The organism is Oceanobacillus halophilus (assembly GCF_003628505.1).
GTDB lineage: Bacteria > Bacillota > Bacilli > Bacillales > Amphibacillaceae > Oceanobacillus > Oceanobacillus halophilus.
The window spans coordinates 12,512-33,539 of record NZ_RBZP01000015.1; the positions used below are offsets into that span (position 1 = coordinate 12,512).

At 37.0% G+C, this 21,028-nt stretch carries 19 protein-coding genes; 14 read left to right on the top strand and 5 right to left on the bottom strand.

Features of this window, described 5'->3' with window-relative positions:
• Positions 1-51 precede the first annotated feature (51 nt).
• Entirely contained in the window at positions 52-417 is a 366-nt protein-coding gene (locus D8M06_RS19735) for a hypothetical protein (protein WP_147404982.1), read from the top strand.
• A 4-nt stretch (positions 418-421) separates the two neighbouring features.
• Here the strand turns inward: D8M06_RS19735 and D8M06_RS14755 are convergent, their stop codons facing one another.
• Positions 422-901: a glutathione peroxidase gene (locus D8M06_RS14755; protein WP_121205263.1), complete on the bottom strand. Its 480-nt coding sequence runs from the start codon at positions 899-901 to the stop codon at positions 422-424.
• A 232-nt stretch (positions 902-1,133) separates the two neighbouring features.
• The gene (gene trhO, locus D8M06_RS14760; protein ID WP_121205266.1) at positions 1,134-2,111 is read right to left on the bottom strand and encodes an oxygen-dependent tRNA uridine(34) hydroxylase TrhO; all 978 of its coding nucleotides are present in this window, start codon (positions 2,109-2,111) and stop codon (positions 1,134-1,136) included.
• Between the two features lie 664 nt (positions 2,112-2,775).
• On the opposite strand from trhO, the gene D8M06_RS14765 reads away from it, so the two are divergent.
• From D8M06_RS14765 to D8M06_RS14775, 3 genes are all read left to right on the top strand, one after another.
• Positions 2,776-5,622, top strand: coding sequence for a 2-oxoglutarate dehydrogenase E1 component (locus D8M06_RS14765; RefSeq protein WP_121205268.1), 2,847 nt, complete (start codon positions 2,776-2,778; stop codon positions 5,620-5,622).
• 337 nt (positions 5,623-5,959) lie between these two features.
• The gene (locus D8M06_RS14770) at positions 5,960-6,157 is read left to right on the top strand and encodes a cold shock domain-containing protein (protein WP_090867773.1); all 198 of its coding nucleotides are present in this window, start codon (positions 5,960-5,962) and stop codon (positions 6,155-6,157) included.
• A 205-nt stretch (positions 6,158-6,362) separates the two neighbouring features.
• Positions 6,363-6,659 carry a hypothetical protein gene (locus D8M06_RS14775; protein WP_121205270.1) on the top strand — a complete coding sequence of 99 codons (297 nt, stop codon included), beginning with the start codon at positions 6,363-6,365 and terminating at the stop codon, positions 6,657-6,659.
• Between the two features lie 21 nt (positions 6,660-6,680).
• On the opposite strand, the gene D8M06_RS14780 is transcribed toward D8M06_RS14775, so the two are convergent.
• A complete protein-coding gene (locus tag D8M06_RS14780; protein ID WP_121205272.1) occupies positions 6,681-7,556 on the bottom strand; it encodes an NAD(P)-dependent oxidoreductase in 876 nt (291 codons plus the stop codon).
• 92 nt (positions 7,557-7,648) lie between these two features.
• On the opposite strand from D8M06_RS14780, the gene D8M06_RS14785 reads away from it, so the two are divergent.
• From D8M06_RS14785 to D8M06_RS14795, 3 genes are all read left to right on the top strand, one after another.
• A complete protein-coding gene (locus D8M06_RS14785; protein WP_121205275.1) occupies positions 7,649-8,095 on the top strand; it encodes a GNAT family N-acetyltransferase in 447 nt (148 codons plus the stop codon).
• 86 nt (positions 8,096-8,181) lie between these two features.
• Complete coding sequence (locus D8M06_RS14790) at positions 8,182-8,865, top strand: TraR/DksA C4-type zinc finger protein (RefSeq protein WP_121205277.1); 684 nt, start codon at positions 8,182-8,184, stop codon at positions 8,863-8,865.
• Between the two features lie 47 nt (positions 8,866-8,912).
• Positions 8,913-9,119: a zinc ribbon domain-containing protein gene (locus D8M06_RS14795; protein ID WP_121205280.1), complete on the top strand. Its 207-nt coding sequence runs from the start codon at positions 8,913-8,915 to the stop codon at positions 9,117-9,119.
• A 100-nt stretch (positions 9,120-9,219) separates the two neighbouring features.
• Here D8M06_RS14795 and D8M06_RS14800 read toward each other — a convergent pair whose 3' ends face one another.
• On the bottom strand, positions 9,220-10,656 hold the full coding sequence (locus D8M06_RS14800; protein ID WP_121205282.1) for a S1C family serine protease: 1,437 nt from the start codon (positions 10,654-10,656) through the stop codon (positions 9,220-9,222).
• Between the two features lie 181 nt (positions 10,657-10,837).
• On the opposite strand from D8M06_RS14800, the gene D8M06_RS14805 reads away from it, so the two are divergent.
• From D8M06_RS14805 to D8M06_RS14835, 7 genes are all read left to right on the top strand, one after another.
• Positions 10,838-11,527 (top strand): response regulator transcription factor, encoded by a 690-nt coding sequence (locus D8M06_RS14805; RefSeq protein WP_121205284.1) that lies wholly within the window; start codon positions 10,838-10,840, stop codon positions 11,525-11,527.
• A 2-nt stretch (positions 11,528-11,529) separates the two neighbouring features.
• On the top strand, positions 11,530-12,870 hold the full coding sequence (locus tag D8M06_RS14810; protein WP_121205287.1) for a sensor histidine kinase: 1,341 nt from the start codon (positions 11,530-11,532) through the stop codon (positions 12,868-12,870).
• A 94-nt stretch (positions 12,871-12,964) separates the two neighbouring features.
• Positions 12,965-14,794, top strand: a complete 1,830-nt coding sequence (gene typA / locus D8M06_RS14815; protein ID WP_121205289.1) for a translational GTPase TypA — start codon at positions 12,965-12,967, stop codon at positions 14,792-14,794.
• Between the two features lie 432 nt (positions 14,795-15,226).
• On the top strand, positions 15,227-17,143 hold the full coding sequence (gene treP / locus D8M06_RS14820; RefSeq protein ID WP_121205291.1) for a PTS system trehalose-specific EIIBC component: 1,917 nt from the start codon (positions 15,227-15,229) through the stop codon (positions 17,141-17,143).
• Between the two features lie 76 nt (positions 17,144-17,219).
• Entirely contained in the window at positions 17,220-18,863 is a 1,644-nt protein-coding gene (gene treC, locus D8M06_RS14825; RefSeq protein ID WP_121205293.1) for an alpha,alpha-phosphotrehalase, read from the top strand.
• A gap of 116 nt (positions 18,864-18,979) precedes the next feature.
• On the top strand, positions 18,980-19,699 hold the full coding sequence (gene treR / locus D8M06_RS14830) for a trehalose operon repressor (protein ID WP_121205296.1): 720 nt from the start codon (positions 18,980-18,982) through the stop codon (positions 19,697-19,699).
• 152 nt (positions 19,700-19,851) lie between these two features.
• Positions 19,852-20,130 carry a YkvA family protein gene (locus D8M06_RS14835; protein WP_121205298.1) on the top strand — a complete coding sequence of 93 codons (279 nt, stop codon included), beginning with the start codon at positions 19,852-19,854 and terminating at the stop codon, positions 20,128-20,130.
• 6 nt (positions 20,131-20,136) lie between these two features.
• Here the strand turns inward: D8M06_RS14835 and D8M06_RS14840 are convergent, their stop codons facing one another.
• Positions 20,137-20,997, bottom strand: coding sequence for a dimethylarginine dimethylaminohydrolase family protein (locus tag D8M06_RS14840; RefSeq protein ID WP_121205300.1), 861 nt, complete (start codon positions 20,995-20,997; stop codon positions 20,137-20,139).
• Positions 20,998-21,028: the final 31 nt, after the last annotated feature.

Genomic DNA, 21,028 nt, shown 5'->3' on the forward strand with positions numbered 1-21,028 from the left:
GAGGTCACTCTATTCTTATGGGGTGGCTTTTTTAATTTATGGAGATGCTGGGTGATAGAAAGAGTTGGTCGGTTGATAGAGAGCTCGAAGCGGTTGATAGAGAGCGCTGGTCGGTTGATAGAGGGCTCGAAGCGGTTGATAGAAAGCACGAGTCGGTTGATAGAGGGCTCGAAGCGGTTGATAGAAAGCACGAGTCGGTTGATAGAGGGCTCAAGTCGGTTGATAGAGAGCTCGAAGCGGTTGATAGAAAGCACGAAGCGGTTGATAGAGGTCACGAAAGCGGTTGATAGAGAGCACGAGTCGGTTGATAGAGAGAGCAAGGAGCTTGATAGAAAGACGGAGACACTTGATAGATATTATAAATGGAAGAATAGGTACAACCCAAAAGGTTGCCCACCATCACGGACAACCCCTTAACTAACTATGCATTCAGCAATTTCTCTATATCTTTTTCCAAGCTCTCGGGTTTTGTTTGTGGAGCAAATCTATTGATCACATCACCATTTCTATCCACTAGGAATTTGGTGAAGTTCCATTTAATCTTCTCTGAAAGTAATCCTTTTGCTTGTGTGGTAAGGTATTTAAATAAAGGGTGTGCATGATCTCCATTTACATCGATTTTACTAAACATTTGAAAATTAACTCCGTAGTTCTTTTGACAAAAACTAGCAATTTCTTCTTCTGTTCCAGGATCCTGACTGCCAAACTGGTTACAAGGGAAGCCAAGAACTTCCAATCCCTGATCTTTATATTTTTCATAAAGTTTTTCAAGTCCTTCAAATTGTGGTGTGAATCCACATTTACTCGCCGTGTTAACAATAAGCAGCACTTTGCCTTTGTACGCTTCAAATGATTTTTCTTCTCCGTCTATCGTAGTTGCTGAAAATTTATATATACTCATTGGAATTCTCCTCCTTCTTTAGGATAGGATATCAATGAAAAAGTATAGAAGTCAAAATATTTATACAAATATCTGGACTCCTATTTTTTCTTTTCCTTCTAAATAACTTTGAACTGCATTTATTTTATCTTCTTCAGTAAATTTAGCCATATAAAAACTGCACCTCCAATTGTTTGTGTCCAACAATTGGGGTGCAGTTCAAGTATATCCTGAGCGTTTCATCCATTGAAACTTAAGCTTCTTGAGTTTCTAATGTTTCACCAAGAGCTTCTAATCTAGTTTGAACTTCTTCGTTTGTTAGGTTGTGTTCTTTTACATACATATTGCGAGGGTGGACACGGCATTCGTGCGTGCATCCGCGCATATATTTATGCTCATTTTCTTCGGAACAAAGTATTTGTTTATTACATTCAGGGTTTGCACAATTTACATAACGTTCACAAGGTTGTCCGTCAAAATAGTCCACGCCGACTACAACATGTTCTTTTTGATTTACTGGTACGGAAATGCGCTCGTCAAATACGTAGCATTGTCCATCCCATAATTCACCTTGTACTTCTGGATCTTTTCCATAAGTGACAATTCCACCATGTAATTGAGCAACATCTTCAAAGCCTTCTTTAATCATCCAGCCAGTGAATTTCTCACAGCGAATTCCACCAGTACAATACATGAGGACTTTTTTACCTTTGATTAAATGTTTATTTTTACGGACCCATTCCGGCAGTTCGCGGAAAGTTTCGATATCCGGACGAATTGCACCACGGAAATGTCCTAAGTCATATTCATAATCGTTACGAGCATCCACCACAACGGTATCTTCACGTTGCATTGCTTCGTACCATTCTTTTGGAGAAAGATATTCACCAGTAAGTTCTTGTGGGTTAACATCTTCTTCTTCCTCCAAACGAAGAGTAACCAATTCTTTACGTGGGCGTACATGCATCTTTTTGAATGCATGACCTTCATGTTCGTCTACTTTAAAGACAATATCAGCAAAACGTTCATCATTACGCATAGCTTCCATATAAGCATTTGTTTGCTCAACCGTTCCTGATACAGTACCATTAATGCCTTCATGGGCAATTAAGATACGTCCTTTTAAACCAAGTTCTTTACAGAATGTAAGATGACTTGCCGCAAAACTTTCTGGGTCTTCAATATCTACATAATGATAGTACAGTAAAACACGATAATCTTTCTTTTCCATTTTATTACCACCTATTCCATTTATATTTGCAAGATACAAATGTTATTGGTAGTCGATTTGATTTTTATCTTGCAAGAAAATATTTTATCACGTTTATAAGTTAAATACTACCTTAATAGTGAAAAATAAGGTAAAATGAATGCAAATGGGTGGTTGTCCTTTCATAATTGAATAGAATGGAATAGGATAAGTTTAAATATAAAGCTTATTGTTTGAAAAATTATGTAAGCACTTACATTGGAAGGTGATAACTCTACCATAATTTTAGCGGGAATAGGTTCTTGTATATCGTAACGAGCTCTATTATAATGGCTATTTTGGGATGACGTACTGGGGACTGTCATAGCAAGTAAAAGTATTTGGTATGAAAAAGGAATTTTGCATCCATTTTAACCAAAACGCAACGGAAGGTTTCAATTACTTTACTGAAAAAATCTATTCGATTATTAGCTATTTTGTAATGGCACTGGGTTCGTTTACTATAACAAAAGCACAAAACATCATAGGATAATTTGAAACGACATTCTTTGGAGAGTACTCTAAATACGAAATGTCATAAATTCTTTATAAAATTACCTTTTACTGATTATAAGAAACGTAAATTGGGAATTGTAATGATGGGAAAATAAAACATTATATAATAAATCTTAGGAGTGTAATTGAGATGAATGATAACAACGGGACAAATCCATGGGCAGATGTGAGTGGACCGAATATGGGCTATCTTTTAGAGCAATATGATTTATATTCAATGAATCCTGAATCAGTGGATCAAAGTTTCAGAGAATTATTCGATCAATGGGGTGAACCATCCTTTGAGGATAGTGGAGCGCATGATTCAGAAGGGTCCTTTATAAGTCCTAATATTTTGTTTAATAAAATGAGGAAATTGGTAGCAGCCATCTCCTTAGCTGATAATATTCGATTATATGGTCATACAGAAGCTGATATATTTCCATTAGATAAACAGCCAACCAATAACTTATTAGATTTAGCATCCTACCAACTAACGGAAGCAGATCTTAGAGAAATACCAGCAGAATTTATTTGTAAAGAAAACAACAATTTAAACGATGGTGTGGAAGCAATAGCATATCTCAAGCAAACATACACATCTGCTATTGGTTTTGAAGTCCGGCATTTGGAGCCAGAGAAGAAAGAATGGCTGCAAAAGCGAATAGAATCTACTTTTACGAATGAAGCTATTTCAAATCAGGAGAAAGAAAAACTTTTAAAAGGGTTAGTTGAAGCGGAAGCTTTTGAACAATTTCTAGGTAAAACGTACGTTGGCCAGAAACGATTTTCTGTGGAAGGATTAGAGTCATTGGTTCCCGTTATGAATGAGATTGTTAGGCTTTCAGCAATGGATAATATCCATGATGTCATGATATCGATGGCTCATCGTGGAAGGCTTAATGTACTGACACACGTTCTGGATAAACCATATGAAGCGATGTTATCTCAATTTCAACATTCTGAGTGGAAAAATAAAGATTTAACCCTAGAACTCACAGAAGGTGAAACTGGGGATGTGAAATATCATCTAGGTGCAAAGAAACAGAAGAAAATAAATGACAGAAAAATTACGGTAACGTTGGCAAATAATCCAAGTCATTTGGAATTTTCTGGTACCGTTGCAGAAGGCTATACACGAGCTGCGCAAGAGGTTCGTACGGAGAAAGGGTATCCGCAACAAGATGTATCGAAGGCAGTAGCTGTATTGGTACATGGAGATGCTGCATTTACTGGGCAAGGGGTAGTAACAGAAATTCTGAATTACGCCAATACAAAAGCATATGGCACAGGTGGTACGATACATGTTATCGCAAACAACTGTATTGGTTTCACTACAGAACCAGAGGATGATCGTTCGACTAAATATCCAAGTGATATTGTCAAAGGATATAATGTCCCGATTATCCATGTTAATGCAGATGATCCAGAAAACTGTATGAAAGCTGTGAAATTAGCATTTGAATTCAGGCAAACATTCCATCAAGATGTGCTTATCAATTTGATTGGTTATCGCAGGCTTGGTCACAATGAGATGGATGAACCACGTACGACAAGTCCATTAATATATCAAGCAATTGATCAGCATCCTACCATTACCGAGATTTATAAAAAGCAACTTTTAACAAATAAAGTTTTATCAGAGTCGAAAATAAAGGAAATGGAAAAAGAAATTTCAGATAAATTAAACCTTGCATATCAAAATATAAATCAAGACCAAGAGCCTGTTCGTACCATTGCGCAGCGTCATGCAGCATACCAAAGTGACCTTCCTAAGGTGGATACAACGGTAGATAATGAGACACTTAGCCAAATCAATAATCAATTATTAGAATGGCCAGAAGGATTTAACGTGTTTGGTAAACTGAAAAAAATATTAAATCGCAGAAAAGATGCCGTAGACAATCACAAGAAGATTGACTGGGGACATGCAGAAGTATTAGCTTTTGCTTCGATACTTAAAGATGGTACACCTATACGAATAACTGGTCAGGACTCCGAGCGGGGGACATTCTCTCATCGCAATATTGTTTTATCGGATGAAAAGACGGGAGAAAAATTTAGCCCGCTTCACACGGTAGGTACATCTAAAGCCTCTTTTGCGGTTCATAATAGCACACTTTCAGAAACGGCTATATTAGGCTTTGAGTATGGTTACGATGTTTTTGCTAAGGAAACACTTGTTTTCTGGGAAGCACAATTTGGTGACTTTGCTAACGGTGCTCAAGTGATATTTGATCAATTTATCGCATCCGGAAGAGAGAAATGGGGACAGAAATCTGGATTAGTGATGCTTCTCCCACATGGATACGAAGGTCAGGGACCGGAACACTCCAGTGCAAGGCTTGAACGTTTTCTGCAATCAGCAGCTGAGAACAATTGGACAGTTGCTAACCTTTCAACTTCCGGTAACTACTTCCATATTTTAAGAAGGCAAGCAGCTCTATTGCAAACAGATGAGGTTCGCCCGCTTGTTATTATGTCTCCTAAGAGTCTGTTAAGAAATGCTGCAGCAGGAGTTTATCTAGAGGAATTAACCAATGGAGGATTTGAACCAATTATAGAAGAGCCAGGTCTTGGTACGAATCCGGAGAAAGTCAAACGAATTGTATTTACTACTGGTCGCTTAGCTGTTGAGTTATCAGAGACTGTAGCAAAGGATAAGGATGCTTATGATTGGTTAGATATTATAAGGGTAGAAGAGCTATACCCATTTCCGAAAGAGAAAATTAGTCATGTGCTAAACAAATATGAAAATCTGGAAGAAATTGTATGGTCACAAGAAGAACCACAAAATATGGGGGCATGGTCATATATATACCCGCGTTTACAGGAATTAGCACCGAAAGATATAGAAATAGCCTATAACGGTAGACCAGACATGGCAAGCCCATCAGAAGGAGACCCACTTGTTCATAAAGTAGAGCAGAAAAGAATCATTAACAATGTTTTAACCCAAACCGTAAAATCCAAAAAAAGAATGCGGAAAATAGGGTAAACAACAAACAAAATAGGAGCCTGTGCTACATGCATAGGCTTCTTAATCTTTGAAGTGAATATTGGTTTTTAGTTCAGATAAAGTTTTATCCGCCATTGAATGACGATGTAGAATTTTATCTGTAAATAAGACTATATTAAAAAAATGTTACAATGTTTGATTATACAGGAAATTTTTGCAAAAAACTTTTATAAACGCTTGCATTTTAATATAGAAAAGGGTAAAGTTAAAATAGCAAAAGGAAATTGGAGCAATACTTTACGACCTCCTGACAGGGAGCTGTAAGTATTTTTGATTCAATTACTTTGCAGCAAAACGTTATAAGGAGGTCATATTAATGACTGGTAAAGTAAAATGGTTTAACGCAGAAAAAGGTTTCGGTTTCATCGAACGCGAAGATGGAGACGATGTATTCGTACATTTCTCAGCAATCAACGCTGAAGGTTTCAAGACTCTTGAAGAAGGTCAAGATGTTGAATTTGAAATCGTAGAAGGTAACCGTGGACCACAAGCAGCTAATGTAACTCGTCTATAAAACAAAGATGATATGAAAGGTTTATCTCATTCATGGGATAAACCTTTTTTGATGTACCTAAATTTTGGAGTTGACGGCGTTGAGAAAATACGGGTGTGAAACGTTAACATGCTAAATTTCACACTTACGGTGCCGCATTTAGGAACAACGGATTTAATCTAAGTGGTAAATGCTGTTTAATACATTTAAAAGTTGGTGATTATAAATGAATAACAAGGATGAAAGAGTAATTCAAAATTATCAAGAGAATGAGAAGATGATGATTCTGATTTTCGCGCAGTGGTGCGTCAATCATGACCTGAATCCGGAGAAGTTGTATGCTCACGCCTATCCCAATCAACCTAAAAACCAAATTCTAACGGATGTCTTAGAGGAAACTATCCCGAAAAATGAGGCAGAAGAAATTGCGGATGAAACGGTTTTAAATGTGTTACAAATTTTTGGAAATGATGATTTAGCTTTTATTGTCCAGAGTGAAATAGAGAAGCGGGGAAGAAACTAAGTCCCCACTTCACTATAATTATTACTCCTCAAATAACTTAATCAATGCTTGTGTACCACTGTCTTTTTCCCCTTTTTCAGCAAGCTCTTTGTACAGATCTAAGGAGAGCTCGAGTCCAGGGGTAGATAATCCGAGTTCCTTTGCAGACTCCAAGGCAATGGACATATCTTTTATAAAATGTTTGACATAAAATCCAGGAGCGTAATCTTCTTTTAACATGCGTGGAGCTAGGTTGGATAGTGAAAAGCTTGCTGCAGCACCAGTTGATATGCTTTTCAAAACAGTTTTTGGATTTAATCCAGCCTTTTTGGCAAATACAATGGTTTCACAGACACCAACCATGTTGGATGCAATGGCAATTTGATTTGCTAATTTCGTATATTGCCCAGCACCAGCTTCTCCTTGCAGTACAATATTTTCACCCATAATGTCAAAAAGAGGGAGAACTTCTTGAAAGGCAGCTTCATCTCCACCAACCATGATTGCAAGTGTACCATTTTTTGCACCGACATCTCCTCCAGAAACAGGTGCATCTAAAGAATAGATATTTTTCTTTGCAGCTTCTTCATATATTTTTTTTGCTAATTTTGGTTTAGAGGTTGTCATATCAATTACATAGGAATTGGGCTTTACATTTTCAAGAATTCCTTCTGATCCGAAATATACTTCTTCTACGTCGGAAGGATATCCAACCATCGTAATAATAACATCGGAATCATTTGCTAAATCTTTTACGGTACTTTTCCAAGCAGCACCATTTTGTATAAGTTCTTCCGCTTTTGCTTTTGTACGAGTATAAACATTGATGGAATATCCCTCGCTTTGTAAATTGGCAGCCATGCTCTTCCCCATAACCCCTATACCAACAAACCCTATTTTATTCTGTTGCGTAATCATTAAAAAACCCCTTCCTATTTATGTAATTCTATATATTCTAATAATATCGTGTTTAATGTTATATTTACAATAATAGGGGAGAGGATAACTGTATGAATTGGTATGTAAAGAATTTTAAGAATTTAACCATAGAGGAATTGTATGAATTAATCAAGGCAAGAGTTGATGTTTTTGTTGTAGAGCAAACCTGCCCATATCCTGAGTTAGATAACTATGATCAAGTTTCCGTACATATGTTTTTAAAAATTGATGGAAACATAGCCGCTTATGTTCGATTATTGCCAGAACATAGCAAATTTGAAGAAGCATCCATCGGGAGGGTGCTGGTTGTGGAAAAATATCGTAATCAAGGATTTGCAAGGCGGCTTTTAGAAAAGGCCATTAACTATATAAATCACCAATGGAAAAGCGATAAAATAAAAATCCAAGCACAAAATCGTCTAAAGGATTTCTATGCTTCCTTAGGATTTAAGCAAATTTCCGAAATATACATAGAGGATGGGATTCCCCATATAGACATGATTTGGAAACGCGGATAAAGAATCAATCTACGGGAGTTACACATAGTATAGATAGTAATCATTTTTAGCCACACATATTCCAAAATTAATGGAGGCTGGTCACAATGATCACAAATGAGCAACTATCACAGTGTAAAAATAGCTTAATCCAAAGACAAAATGAATTAATTAATCATATACAGGACCACTACGGAAGAACACTCGAGATGGCTAAAGAATCTGTTGGAGAACTATCCAATTATGATAACCATCCAGGTGATATGGGGACGGAGCTGTTTGAAAGAGAAAAAGATACAGCGTTAAACGAACACGCGGAAAAAGAATTGCAAGAGATTAATGAAGCGCTTCATGCCATTGAAGAGGGGACATACGGAATTTGTACGAAATGTGGTGCGGATATCCCTTATGAACGCTTAGCTGCTGTTCCTACAGCCGACCGTTGTGTAGAACATGCGAAAAACAACACGTTCGATCACCCACGTGCAATGGAAGAGGAAGTTTTTTCTCCTAATATCAATCCGAATGAAGTAACAGATGAAGAACAAGTAGGTTATGATGCAGAAGACACGTGGCAAGATGTAAGTAGGTATGGTACAAGTGAAACAACAGCAGATTTCTATGGAGATATTGAAAATTACGATGACATGTATCCGAACAGTGATGAAAATGTTGGATCCGTAGAGGATTATGAGGAATTTGCTGCAGCAGATATTGATGGTAAATTTGCCGGTGTAACTCCAAACCATAAAAAGTTTGAAATTGATGATGAGGAAAATGAAGAATTCTGAAACTTTTCTTCTGAAGTTAACGTATTACAATGAAGAGGTGATGTGTAATGCGTGATAACAAAGGATGTATAAAATGCGGTAGCACGAGAGCGAATCAAAAAGAGGTAGCAATGACAGGTACTGGATTATCAAAAATGTTTGATGTCCAAAACAACCAATTTTTAGTAGTTTACTGTGAAGACTGCGGGTATTCAGAGTTTTACAACAAGCAAAGTTCCAAAGGAAGCAACCTAATGGATTTATTCTTTGGATAATAAAAGAACAGGCTCTCATTCTTGAGAGGAACCTGTTCTTTTTTATTTAGAAAGTGGCTTTATTAAATTCTGCCAACCGCCATCGCGATCTCTTTCAAAATTACTCCCCGTTTTCCATCTCTGCTAGTTCCAAGTTAGTTGTTTGCGTATCTCCGTCACGGATATATTCAATCTCTATTTCATCTCCAACGGTGGTTTCCGAATATAAGTATTTTCTTAGCTCTAAAATGGAAGTTATTTCGTTTCCATCAATTTTTGTTATAATATCAAATTGCTGTAAACCTGCTTGATCGGCTGGAGAGTTTGGTTGCACACTTGCTATAACCATTCCTCCCTCTATCCCTTCTGGTAAGTTGATTTCATAACGAACTTGAGGAGGTACTTGGTATAAAGGTGCGGTGGAAATTCCGATTTGGGGTCGAACGACTTCCCTGTTAGTTTCCAATTGTTCCATGATTGGTAATGCTGCGTTAACTGGAATGGCAAAACCAATACCTTCAACAGCGCCCTGAGCAATCTTCATCGAATTAATACCAACTACTTCGCCATCGGCATTTACTAATGCCCCACCACTATTCCCAGGATTAATTGCTGCATCGGTTTGTAAAACTTCTGTTACCCAATCTGCTTGCCCATCACTATTTGTATCGACTTCGACAGAACGATTTAATCCACTTATGATTCCTTTCGTAACAGAGTTGGCGAATTCCAACCCTAATGGATTTCCGATAGCTAACACAGTTTCACCTACAATAAGGTCCTCTGAAGTGCCGATATTTGCAACCGTATCAATTTTTGCACCATCAATTTCTAATACAGCTAAATCGGTTAAAGAATCTTCTCCGAGGACAGTTGCTGGAATTCTTTCTTCTTCCGCAATAACAACCTCTACTTGTTGTGCCCCATGAACAACATGTTGATTGGTGACGACATAAGCTTTTCCGTTTTCTTTTTTATATATTATACCGGAACCTGTTCCTGCTTCTTGGCTACCTGTCCAAACACTTTGCTGCTGAAGGTTAACCACACCTACAACTGCTTTTGAGACTTCCTGTATATTGGATGAGACCTCTGCATCTTCTGAAGATAATTCTTCTATCATAGGTGTTCCATCGACTTCTACGGCATCCTGGCTTTGGTTGGTTGAAGAAGAGACATTGGAAGATGGACTCTGAATATTAAGGATTCCACCAGTAAATAACAATGTGACAATAACGGCAGAAATAATCCCACCGATTATCCCACCAACGATTCCACTTTTAAAACTGCTTTTCTGTTTTGATGGTTGGGGTGTTTGATGGTCAGAGTTATATTCTTTTGTAGTAGTGTAGTTACTCTCCGAATAAGGACTGCTACTTGACGTTTCTATAGGATTCTTTTCATAAATATTTCTTTGAGAATCACTAAGTTCTTCTGTCGTTTGATATTCTGAATCTGGTTTATTAGGTTGAGTTTCCTGATTTTCCACAGAATCACTTAGGTTTTCCTGATTGTTTTGCTCAGGATTTTTGGGGTAATGATTGTTATTGTGTTCCATGAAAATCACTTCCTTTTCTTTTGTTATAATAATTATACTATTTATAGTATAGCCCGTGCTAGCGGGATGGATTAGGAAGAAATGTGGCATAAATGTGTAAAGTAATGAATGCTTTAGGGTGTAAACATTCTTTTAAATATGTCAAAATAAAACTAGTAAATATAGCGAAAAGGTGAATGATATGAACAATTATATTGGTTTGGTTGAAGATGATTCTAATATCCAAAACATAGTGTCTGCCTACTTGAAAAAGGAAGGTTATAAAGTTGAAGTTATCGATTCTGCTGAAGATGCTTTAAGTCTTTGGGAAGATAATCCACCAGATATGTGGATTTTGGATATCATGCTACCTGGTATGGATGGGTATGAATTTTGCAAAAGGATAAGGAAGGAAAGTGAAGTTCCTATCATTATTATTTCAGCAAAGGATGATGAAATAGATAAAATACTTGGGTTAGAACTAGGTGGCGATGATTATCTAACCAAACCGTTTAGTCCCAGGGAGCTGGTTGCTAGAGTTAAACGTTTATTTAAACGGACAATGGTTATACAACAAATGACCCCTTCTGAAAATGATGATCTAGTAAAAATAGAGGAATTAGCTATTCATAAAAATGAACGAAGAATCTTCTGGCACGATAAAGAGTACGAAGTTACGACAAAAGAATTTGATATGTTACTATTACTTGCTGAAAATCCAAATCGTGCTTTTTCACGCGAGGATTTGTTAATGAAAATCTGGGGAAACGACTATTTTGGCAGTGATCGTGCTGTAGATGATTTAATTAAACGAATTCGGAAAAAACTTAATGATATTCCCATAGAGACAGTTTGGGGATATGGATATCGAATGAGAAATGATGAGGATTAAGTATGAAACTACAATCTCAACTTAGTATTGCATTTACTTCATTACTATTAGTAATAATGACAATTGTCTGGTATGTGATTTACTCGCTTATTTTGAGTCTTTTAATACAAGATGAGCAACGACAACTCGAACAAACTGGTGAGATATTGGTTGATATATTAAATGAGCAATATAGTTCTTCCAACAATATTCAGCAGTTCTATAAGGTTTTGGAAGATCAGGATTTACAGTTATTTTTGTATGACAGGAACCGTGATTCCGTATTATTTTCCACGATGGCTACTCCCGTTGTGCAAGGGTTTTATGAAAACAATGATTTTGCTAATACGAATGATTCTCTTTGGAATTATGGAAACGAAAAGTATGTTACATCGAGAATTTTATTTTTACCAGAGTTATCAGGTATTGAGTTAATTTTATTGACGCCATTAGATGATTTAAAGGTAGTTCAGCAAAACTTTTTCCTTCGTTTGTTTTTAATCTTCCTAATTGGTATATCCATAGCAGTTCTATTGGCTTATTACTTCACGAGAAAACTAGTGACTCCGTTATCTCAATTGAAACGACAACTGAAGAAAATTGAAAAACGGCAATTTGATAACATAGAGCATATTAAAGCAACGGGTGAAATAAAAGAAGTTGCCGATAGTGTTTATGATATGGCAAGAGAACTGCAGCGGTACATGAATTCTCAGCAAACTTTTTTCCAAAATGCTAGTCATGAACTAAAGACGCCACTTATGACGATACAAGGATATGCAGAAGGGATTAAGGACGGAATTTTTGATAAAGCAGAGACGGAAAAAGGATTGGAAGTCATGGTAACCGAAGTGAATCGGTTAAAAGGGATTATTAATGAAATGATTTTACTTGCAAAATTAGATACGGAACCGACTGCATATGAGCCGAAGGAAGTAAAAGCGAAAGAGCTAATAGAGCTTGTCGTTGATCGGGCATTACCTTTAGTGAATGAAAAAGGAATAGCTTTGAATCAACAAGTAGAAAATAATATAAAAATATTTGCAGATGAAGAAAAACTGTTAAGGGCCCTTTTGAACGTAGTCTTTAATGGAATCAGACATGCACAGACTCAGGTGAATATAGAAGCGACAAATTATAATGGATGGACAACCATCATAGTAGAGGATGATGGAACTGGTATTTCAGAGGAGATAGCACCAAATATATTCCATCGTTTTGTAAAAGGGAAAGATGGAGAAACAGGTTTAGGATTAGCTATCGCCCGTGCAATAATTGAACATTCTAATGGAAAAATTGTTGTTACCCAATCTCTTCTAGGGGGAGCAAAATTTGTCATTACATTACCTGAGAATAAGGATTAATAAATTTTTTTATGGAAAAACCTATTATCATACAGTATTTGTGATATAATAGTTTGGTTTAATGCATCTTGTTATATAAGAGGAGCGTACGTTTATGCAATTAAGAGAAGATATTCGCAATATCGCAATTATTGCGCACGTTGACCATGGGAAGACAACCCTCGTCGATCAGTTATTAAGATACTCCGGAACATTTCGTGAAAATGAAAATGTTGATGAGAGAGCAATGGATTCTGGTGATATAGAACGCGAACGTGGAATTACCATCTTAGCGAAAAATACAGCAGTGAAATACAATGACACAACCATTAATATCCTAGATACTCCAGGACATGCTGACTTTGGCGGAGAAGTAGAGCGTATCATGAAAATGGTAGATGGTGTTGCTTTAGTTGTTGATGCTTATGAAGGAACGATGCCGCAGACCCGGTTTGTTTTGAAGAAAGCACTGGAACAAAAATTAACACCAATTGTGGTCTTAAACAAAATTGACCGTCCAAATGCTAGGCCTCAAGAAGTAATAGATGAAGTGTTGGATTTATTTATTGAGCTTGGCGCAGATGATGAACAATTAGAATTTCCAGTTGTTTATGCTTCTGCATTAAATGGTACATCTGGATCAGAACCGGAAGACCAGCAAGAAACAATGGATCCAGTATTTACAACCATATTAGATCATATACCAGCACCTGTTGATAACAGTAAGGAACCACTACAATTTCAAGTAACTCTTTTGGATTACAACGACTATGTTGGACGAATCGGAGTTGGTCGTGTAGTTCGTGGAACGATAAAAGTTGGTCAGCAAGTAGTTATCTTGAAAGAAGATGGGTCACAAAAGAATTTCCGTGTAACGAAACTATTTGGATTTATTGGTCTAAAACGGATTGAAATAGAAGAAGCAAAATCAGGAGATATTGTAGCTATCTCTGGGATGGAAGATATTAATGTTGGGGAAACGGTTTGTCCACAAGATCAACCAGAAGCACTACCATGGCTTCGTATTGATGAACCAACATTACAAATGACTTTCTTAGTTAATAACAGTCCGTTTGCAGGAAGAGAAGGAAAATATATTACTTCCCGTAAAATCGAAGAACGCCTAATGAAACAATTAGAAACAGATGTAAGCTTACGTGTCGATCCTACGGAGTCCCCTGATGCATGGATTGTCTCTGGACGTGGAGAACTCCATTTATCCATATTGATTGAGAACATGCGTCGTGAAGGTTATGAATTACAGCTTTCCAAGCCAAAAGTTATCATTAAGGAAATCGACGGTGTACAATGTGAGCCAGTAGAACGAGTACAAGTTGACGTTCCAGAAGAATATACTGGTGCTGTTATGGAATCCTTAGGTGAGCGTAAGGGTGAAATGCTGGATATGGTAAACCATGGTAATGGACAAGTTCGCTTAGAATTTAAAGTTCCATCTCGTGGGTTGCTAGGATATTCTACAGAGTTCATGTCTCAAACCCGTGGATATGGTATTATTAATCACACGTTCGAGGCATATGAACCTGTTATTAAAGGACAAGTTGGCGGTCGTCGTGAAGGTGTTCTAGTTGCATTGGACAAAGGTAAAGCTTCAACCTATGGAATTATGCAGTTAGAAGATCGTGGTGTAATTTTCGTCAATCCAGGTACAGAAGTTTATGCTGGAATGATTGTTGGAGAACATAACCGTGAAAATGATTTAACTGTTAATATTACAAAAGAAAAACATTTAACCAATGTTCGTTCTGCAACCAAAGACCAAACATCTACCATTCGTAAAACTCGTACCATGTCCTTGGAAGAAGCTTTACAATACTTGAATGAAGATGAGTACTGTGAAGTAACTCCAGAATCCATTCGTTTACGTAAGAAGATACTAAATAAAAACGAACGTGAAAAAGCCGCAAAACGAAATAAAATCGGTTAATGAAAAAAGTCAGCAGAAATTTCTGCTGGCTTTTTTTGTTTGGCTGCTTATAGGCGTTAGTGGAGGTTTATAGGCGTTTAGCGTAGGTTTATAGGCGTTAGCGGATATTTATAGGCGTTAACGATGATTTATAAGCGCTATTCGTAATTCAGTGGCGTTAACCATAACTTATAGGCGCATCACCACAGATTTCAAGTGGACCTCCAGTATAATTCCGTGTTTGTGCTGTACGACAGAATTTTAAAAAATTACCTCTATATTAAAAGTACCTTTTGTTTCAATTAATTCTTATGAGGGAACTAAATTAGGGAATAGTAAGTGTAGGTGAAAGCAATTGCAAAATATGTATATACAAGTTATACTGAGAGTTGCGAAATTTGTATATACATGTTCCTGATATAAAGAAGAAGGTAATAAAGGGAGGAAACTGCATTGTCACACAATGAAATAATTTACGCGCCCCTCAGTGGTGCGATTACAGGTTTAGAGAATGTCCCTGACCCAACGTTTGCCCAAAAAATGATGGGGGACGGTATGGCAATTGAGCCTACGGAAGGGAAAGTTGTATCTCCAGTAGATGGAGAAATTATGCTTGTAGCAGGGACGAAGCATGCTGTAGGAGTAAAAGGAAGTTCTGGTGTAGAAATTCTAATTCATATTGGATTAGAAACGGTGGCCTTGGATGGTGAAGGTTTTGAGGTACATGTACAACAAGGTGATCAGATTAAAACGGGTGATACCCTCGTTACATTCGATTTAGACTTTATTAAAAAGAATGCATCCAGTCACATCACACCTGTAATTATTACAAATGGAAACGATTTTGTACCACAAAATATAGCGGATGAAACGGACGCTATTGCAGGTCAAACTAAATTATTTGAAGTTAATGAAAAGCCTGCGCAACAAGAAGAAAAGAAAACATCAAATGAAAGCAAACCGTCAAGTTCTATTCAGTACGGTTCTGAGGCACAAGAAATAGTTAAAGCAATTGGTGGCGAAGGTAATGTCGACATGGCTACCCATTGTGTAACAAGATTACGGTTTGCGTTAAAAGATGAGGATAAAGTAGATAAAAAAGCACTTGAAGATATGAGTATTGTTAAGGGCTCATTCGCTTCCAGTGGGCAGTTCCAGGTCATTATTGGACAAGGTACTGTAGATAAAGTGTATAAAGCAATGATTCAGGAAACAGGAATTACAGAAGCTACAAAAGATGAAGTAAAGGCAGCGGGGGCACAAAATAATCAGAATGCCTTACAGCGCGGAATTAAAACATTAGCAGATATCTTTATTCCGATATTGCCAGCTATTGTAACTGCCGGTTTACTTTTAGGTATTAATAATTTATTAGTAAATCCTATTTTTACAGACTTGCCATTAGTTGAAATGTATCCAAATGTAGCAGGTGTTGCGGAAATAATTAATCTTATTGCGAATACAGCATTTACGTTCCTTCCTGCATTAATTGGTTGGTCTGCCGTCAAACGATTTGAAGGAAGTCCGTTATTAGGTATCGTATTAGGATTGATTCTGGTACATCCAGCCCTTACTCCAGCAAGTGAATTTGCTCAATTAGAATTAGAGGGAACTGCTCCTACGTGGAATGTATTTGGGTTTCAAATTGATCAATTAGGCTATCAAGGCCAAGTATTGCCTGTATTAGTGGCTGCTTGGGTTCTAGCTAAGATTGAACTTTGGCTGAAAAAACGTGTTCATGACTCTTTACAGTTATTAGTGGTTGCTCCTATTGCCTTATTAGTTACAGGCTTCTTAGCTTTTATTATTATTGGACCTGTTACGTATACGATAGGTAACTGGATAACAGGTGGAGTTGTAAGTGTATTTGAGGCAGTTCCTTTAGTAGGTGGTTTGTTATATGGAGCACTTTATGCACCATTAGTTATCACAGGTATGCATCATACATTTCTTGCGGTTGATTTACAGTTAATTGGTAGTACGGGAACAACTTTCTTGTGGCCAATTGTTGCATTATCCAATATTGCACAGGGTTCCGCCGTATTTGCGATGATGTTAACAGCGAAGGATGAGAAGCTGAAAGGTTTAGCAGGTACATCTGGTCTTTCGGCATATCTCGGGGTAACAGAACCAGCAATGTTTGGGGTTAATCTAAGATATAAATATCCATTTTATGCAGCACTTATCGGTACCGCTATTGCAGGAGCATGGATTACTATCCAATCTGTTCAAGCATCTTCAATCGGTGTAGGTGGGATTCCGGCACCACTTTCTATTGCATCTGGTGTGGTTTCGTTCCTCATTGGGATGGTCATTGTTATTGTAATACCGTTTATCATTACATTCATTATTGCAAAACGCAATAAGTGATCATTATTCAGTGGGGGATTTCCCCACTGAATAAACATAACAAAGAACAACTAGAATCGAGGAGTGTGTAAAAGCTATGAATGAACCATGGTGGAAAAAAGCAGTCATCTATCAAATTTATCCCAAGAGTTTTAATGATACTACGGGAAATGGGATAGGCGATATTCAAGGCATCATTGAAAAATTAGATTATCTTCATAAATTAGGTGTGGATGTATTGTGGTTAACCCCTGTATATCAATCTCCTCAAAAAGATAATGGTTATGATATAAGTGATTATTATTCGATAGAGCCTACGTACGGAACTATGAGTGATTTTGAAGAATTATTAGACGAAACACATAAACGTGGCATGAAGTTGATTATGGACTTAGTCATTAACCATACCTCAACAGAACATGAATGGTTTAAACAAGCATCTTCCTCAAAGGATAATCAGTATCGTGATTTCTATATTTGGAAAGATCCAGTCGATGGAAAAGAACCAAATAACTGGCAGTCTAAGTTTGGTGGTTCAGCTTGGAAGTATGATGAAGCATCTGGACAATATTATTTACATTTGTTTGATGTAACACAAGCAGATTTAAATTGGGAAAATGAGAAATTACGAAAACAACTAGTGGAGATGATTGAATTTTGGGCAAAGAAAGGAATAGATGGTTTTCGACTGGATGTCATCAACTTAATTTCTAAAGACCAAAGCTTTCCTAGTGATGACACTGGAGATGGGCGTAAATTTTATACCGATGGCCCGCGTGTTCACGAATATCTGCATGAAATAAATCAAGCTGCATTTTCTCCTTATAACATGATGACCGTAGGAGAGATGTCTTCCACAACATTAGAGAATTGTGTATTATACACGAATCCGGAACGAAAAGAATTGGACATGACATTCCAGTTCCATCACTTAAAAGTCGATTATCCGAACGGGGAGAAGTGGACTAAGGCCCCATTTGATTTTACCCGATTAAAACAAATTTTATCAGAATGGCAAGTAGGGATGCATGAAGGAAACGGTTGGAATGCGTTGTTCTGGTGTAACCATGATCAACCACGTGCGGTATCCAGATTTGGTGACGAAGAGAAATATCATAAGGAATCTGCCAAAATGCTCGCAACTACATTGCATATGATGCAGGGAACTCCGTATATTTATCAAGGAGAGGAATTCGGAATGACCAATCCAAATTTCACTTCGATTGATGAATACCGTGATGTCGAATCACTAAATGCATTTAAAATGCTGAAAGATGAAGGTAAGTCTGAACAGGAGATACTGGAAATCCTGCAGCAAAAGTCACGTGATAATGCCCGCACGCCGGTTCAATGGGAGAACGCTGATCATGCTGGTTTTACGAATGCAACACCGTGGATTGATGTTGCTAAAAATTATCCGGAAATCAATGCGGAAAAGGCACTACAAGACTCTGATTCGATTTTTTATCATTATCAAAAGTTAATCGAGTTACGTAAGAAATATGATATTATTACTTATGGAGACTACCAGCTTCTGATGGAAGATCATCCGGAAATTTTTGCCTATACACGCAACTGGAAAGATGAAAAACTGTTAGTTGTAAGTAATTTTTACGCAAAAGAAGTGGAAGTTGATTTACCAGTGGATGATAATAGGGAAATACTTCTTAGTAATTATGCAGATGCCAGCAACAACCAAATCTTGAGACCATATGAATCGATTGTATATCGAATAAAATAAAAAACATGTAGATAGATTCCTCGTTCGACAATAGAATGGGGAATCTTCCTATAAAAATTGAGAACACATACATATAGAAAACGAAACCAAATTATTATTTAAAGAGGTCGAATTTTATGTCGGGGAATAAAAAGTACTTAACCATTTACCATGATTTAGTGAAAAAAATCCAAACAAACGTTTGGACTAAAAATTCCTTGCTACCGTCAGAAAATGAGTTTGCATCTATGTATGACACATCCAGAGAGACCATTCGCAAGGCATTGAATTTGCTAGCACAAAATGGATATATACAAAAGGTTCGAGGGAAAGGATCGGTCGTCATTGATTTCAATAAATTCTCCTTCCCAGTGTCAGGTATTGTAAGTTTTAGTGAACTAGTTGAGGAGTTAGGATTATCCAGCAGAACCATTGTGCAAAACCTTGATTACACAGATAAAAGTGAAATACTGGAAACATTAGATGCAACGGATGGGGACAAGGTTTGGAACGTTACGAGAATCCGAGAGATTTCTGGGGAAAAAGTCATTTTAGATAAAGATTATTATAATGAACGGTTTGTCCCTAAACTTATGAAGGAAATTTGTGAGGGCTCCATTTACAAACATCTAGAAGAAGAACTAGGTCTACCTATTAGTTTTGCGCATAAAGAAATAGTGGTGGAAGAACCAACAGAGGAAGATAGAGATTTAATGGACTTAGAAGGATATCATAATGTCGTTATTATTAAGAGTCACGTTCATTTAGAGGATACATCTTTATTTCAATACTCAGAATCCAGACATAGGCCAGATAAATTTCGGTTTGTCGATTTTGCACGAAGAGTTAAAAGATGAGAGTTTACTGCTTTAATCAGGAAAATATGTAGACGAAACTTGAGTGCTATTAGCCGCTCCGGAAATACACTTTTCACGGCGGCTAATAATACTACTACACTCCACTCCATTACAGGTCACAACCAGCTCCATTCTTTAAATGAGGTGAATATATGCGACGATTTTTGCATCGGTTAAAGTTCTTGTTTAAATTCCATAGATCGATTCCATTTCTAAAGGATTTTTTTGTATCCAAAGAAGTGAAACAGACAACTAAATTATTATTTGTCATTCTATTGGTTGCCTATATCATTATACCATTCGATCTCATTCCAGATTTTTTAGTTTTCTTTGGCATTGTAGATGATATTACAATAGCACTTTTCCTGTTGCAGCAAATGGTGAAGGTCGCTCCTCCATCTTTAAAAGAAAAACATCGGTTGCTATCTTAAATCCTTCTATTCACGTACAAGTGGTAAGGAGCAGCAGCGGAATGAGCCACCAGATTTAATTATCTCAGAAAATTCTACTTCTAACACTTGGAACCCATGTTGTCTTAATACATCATTTAATCGTTTATTTTCTGGAAGGCTGATTAGTTTTTTGTTCCCGATGGAAAGTACGTTTGGCCCCATCGTAAATTGTTCTTCTACGGTTACTTCAATCAGGTTTTGGTAGGTTTTTTTAATCTTTTTATAAACTTCTTTGTCTATCCCTTGTCTGAAAATAATTGCTGTGTCTTCACTAATAATGTTAAAAGTACAATCTAAATGCAATATATCTTGACGAAGGCGAACGGGAATAATCTCATAAGCAGGAAGTGTCTCCTTTAGAAAGTGGATGGCCCGAAGAGAAGTTCGATCGCTTACACCAACCCAAATTTTGTTATTATCAATAATGACATCTCCGCCTTCTATAGGAGCTACTTTAATATCTTGATATGGAATACGCTGCTCGTTTAACCACTCTTTCAAAACCAATTCCTCTGGTTTCCTTAAATCTTTCTTTAGTGATGCTATAAAGAGTTCTTCTCCAATGGTAAATCCGATATCTCTTGTGAATACTTGTTCATTTAAAGCTTTTCTTGCTTCAAACTGGATAACTTCTACACCTTCTGTTTCCAATGTATGTACAAATTGCTGATGTTGCTCAAGAGCAATGTCAGTGTCGATATTTTCTTCCAAGTAATGGCGCTGGGTAGTATTAATAACGTCCTTAATTTCCATATATTTAGGGGGTGCTACGATAACTTGTTTTAGTGGATTATATTCATTATGACAAATAATTTTAGTATTCTGAGTTGTGTTTCTCTGTTTCATTTTATTTCCTCCCAATTAACCTGATGTTAGA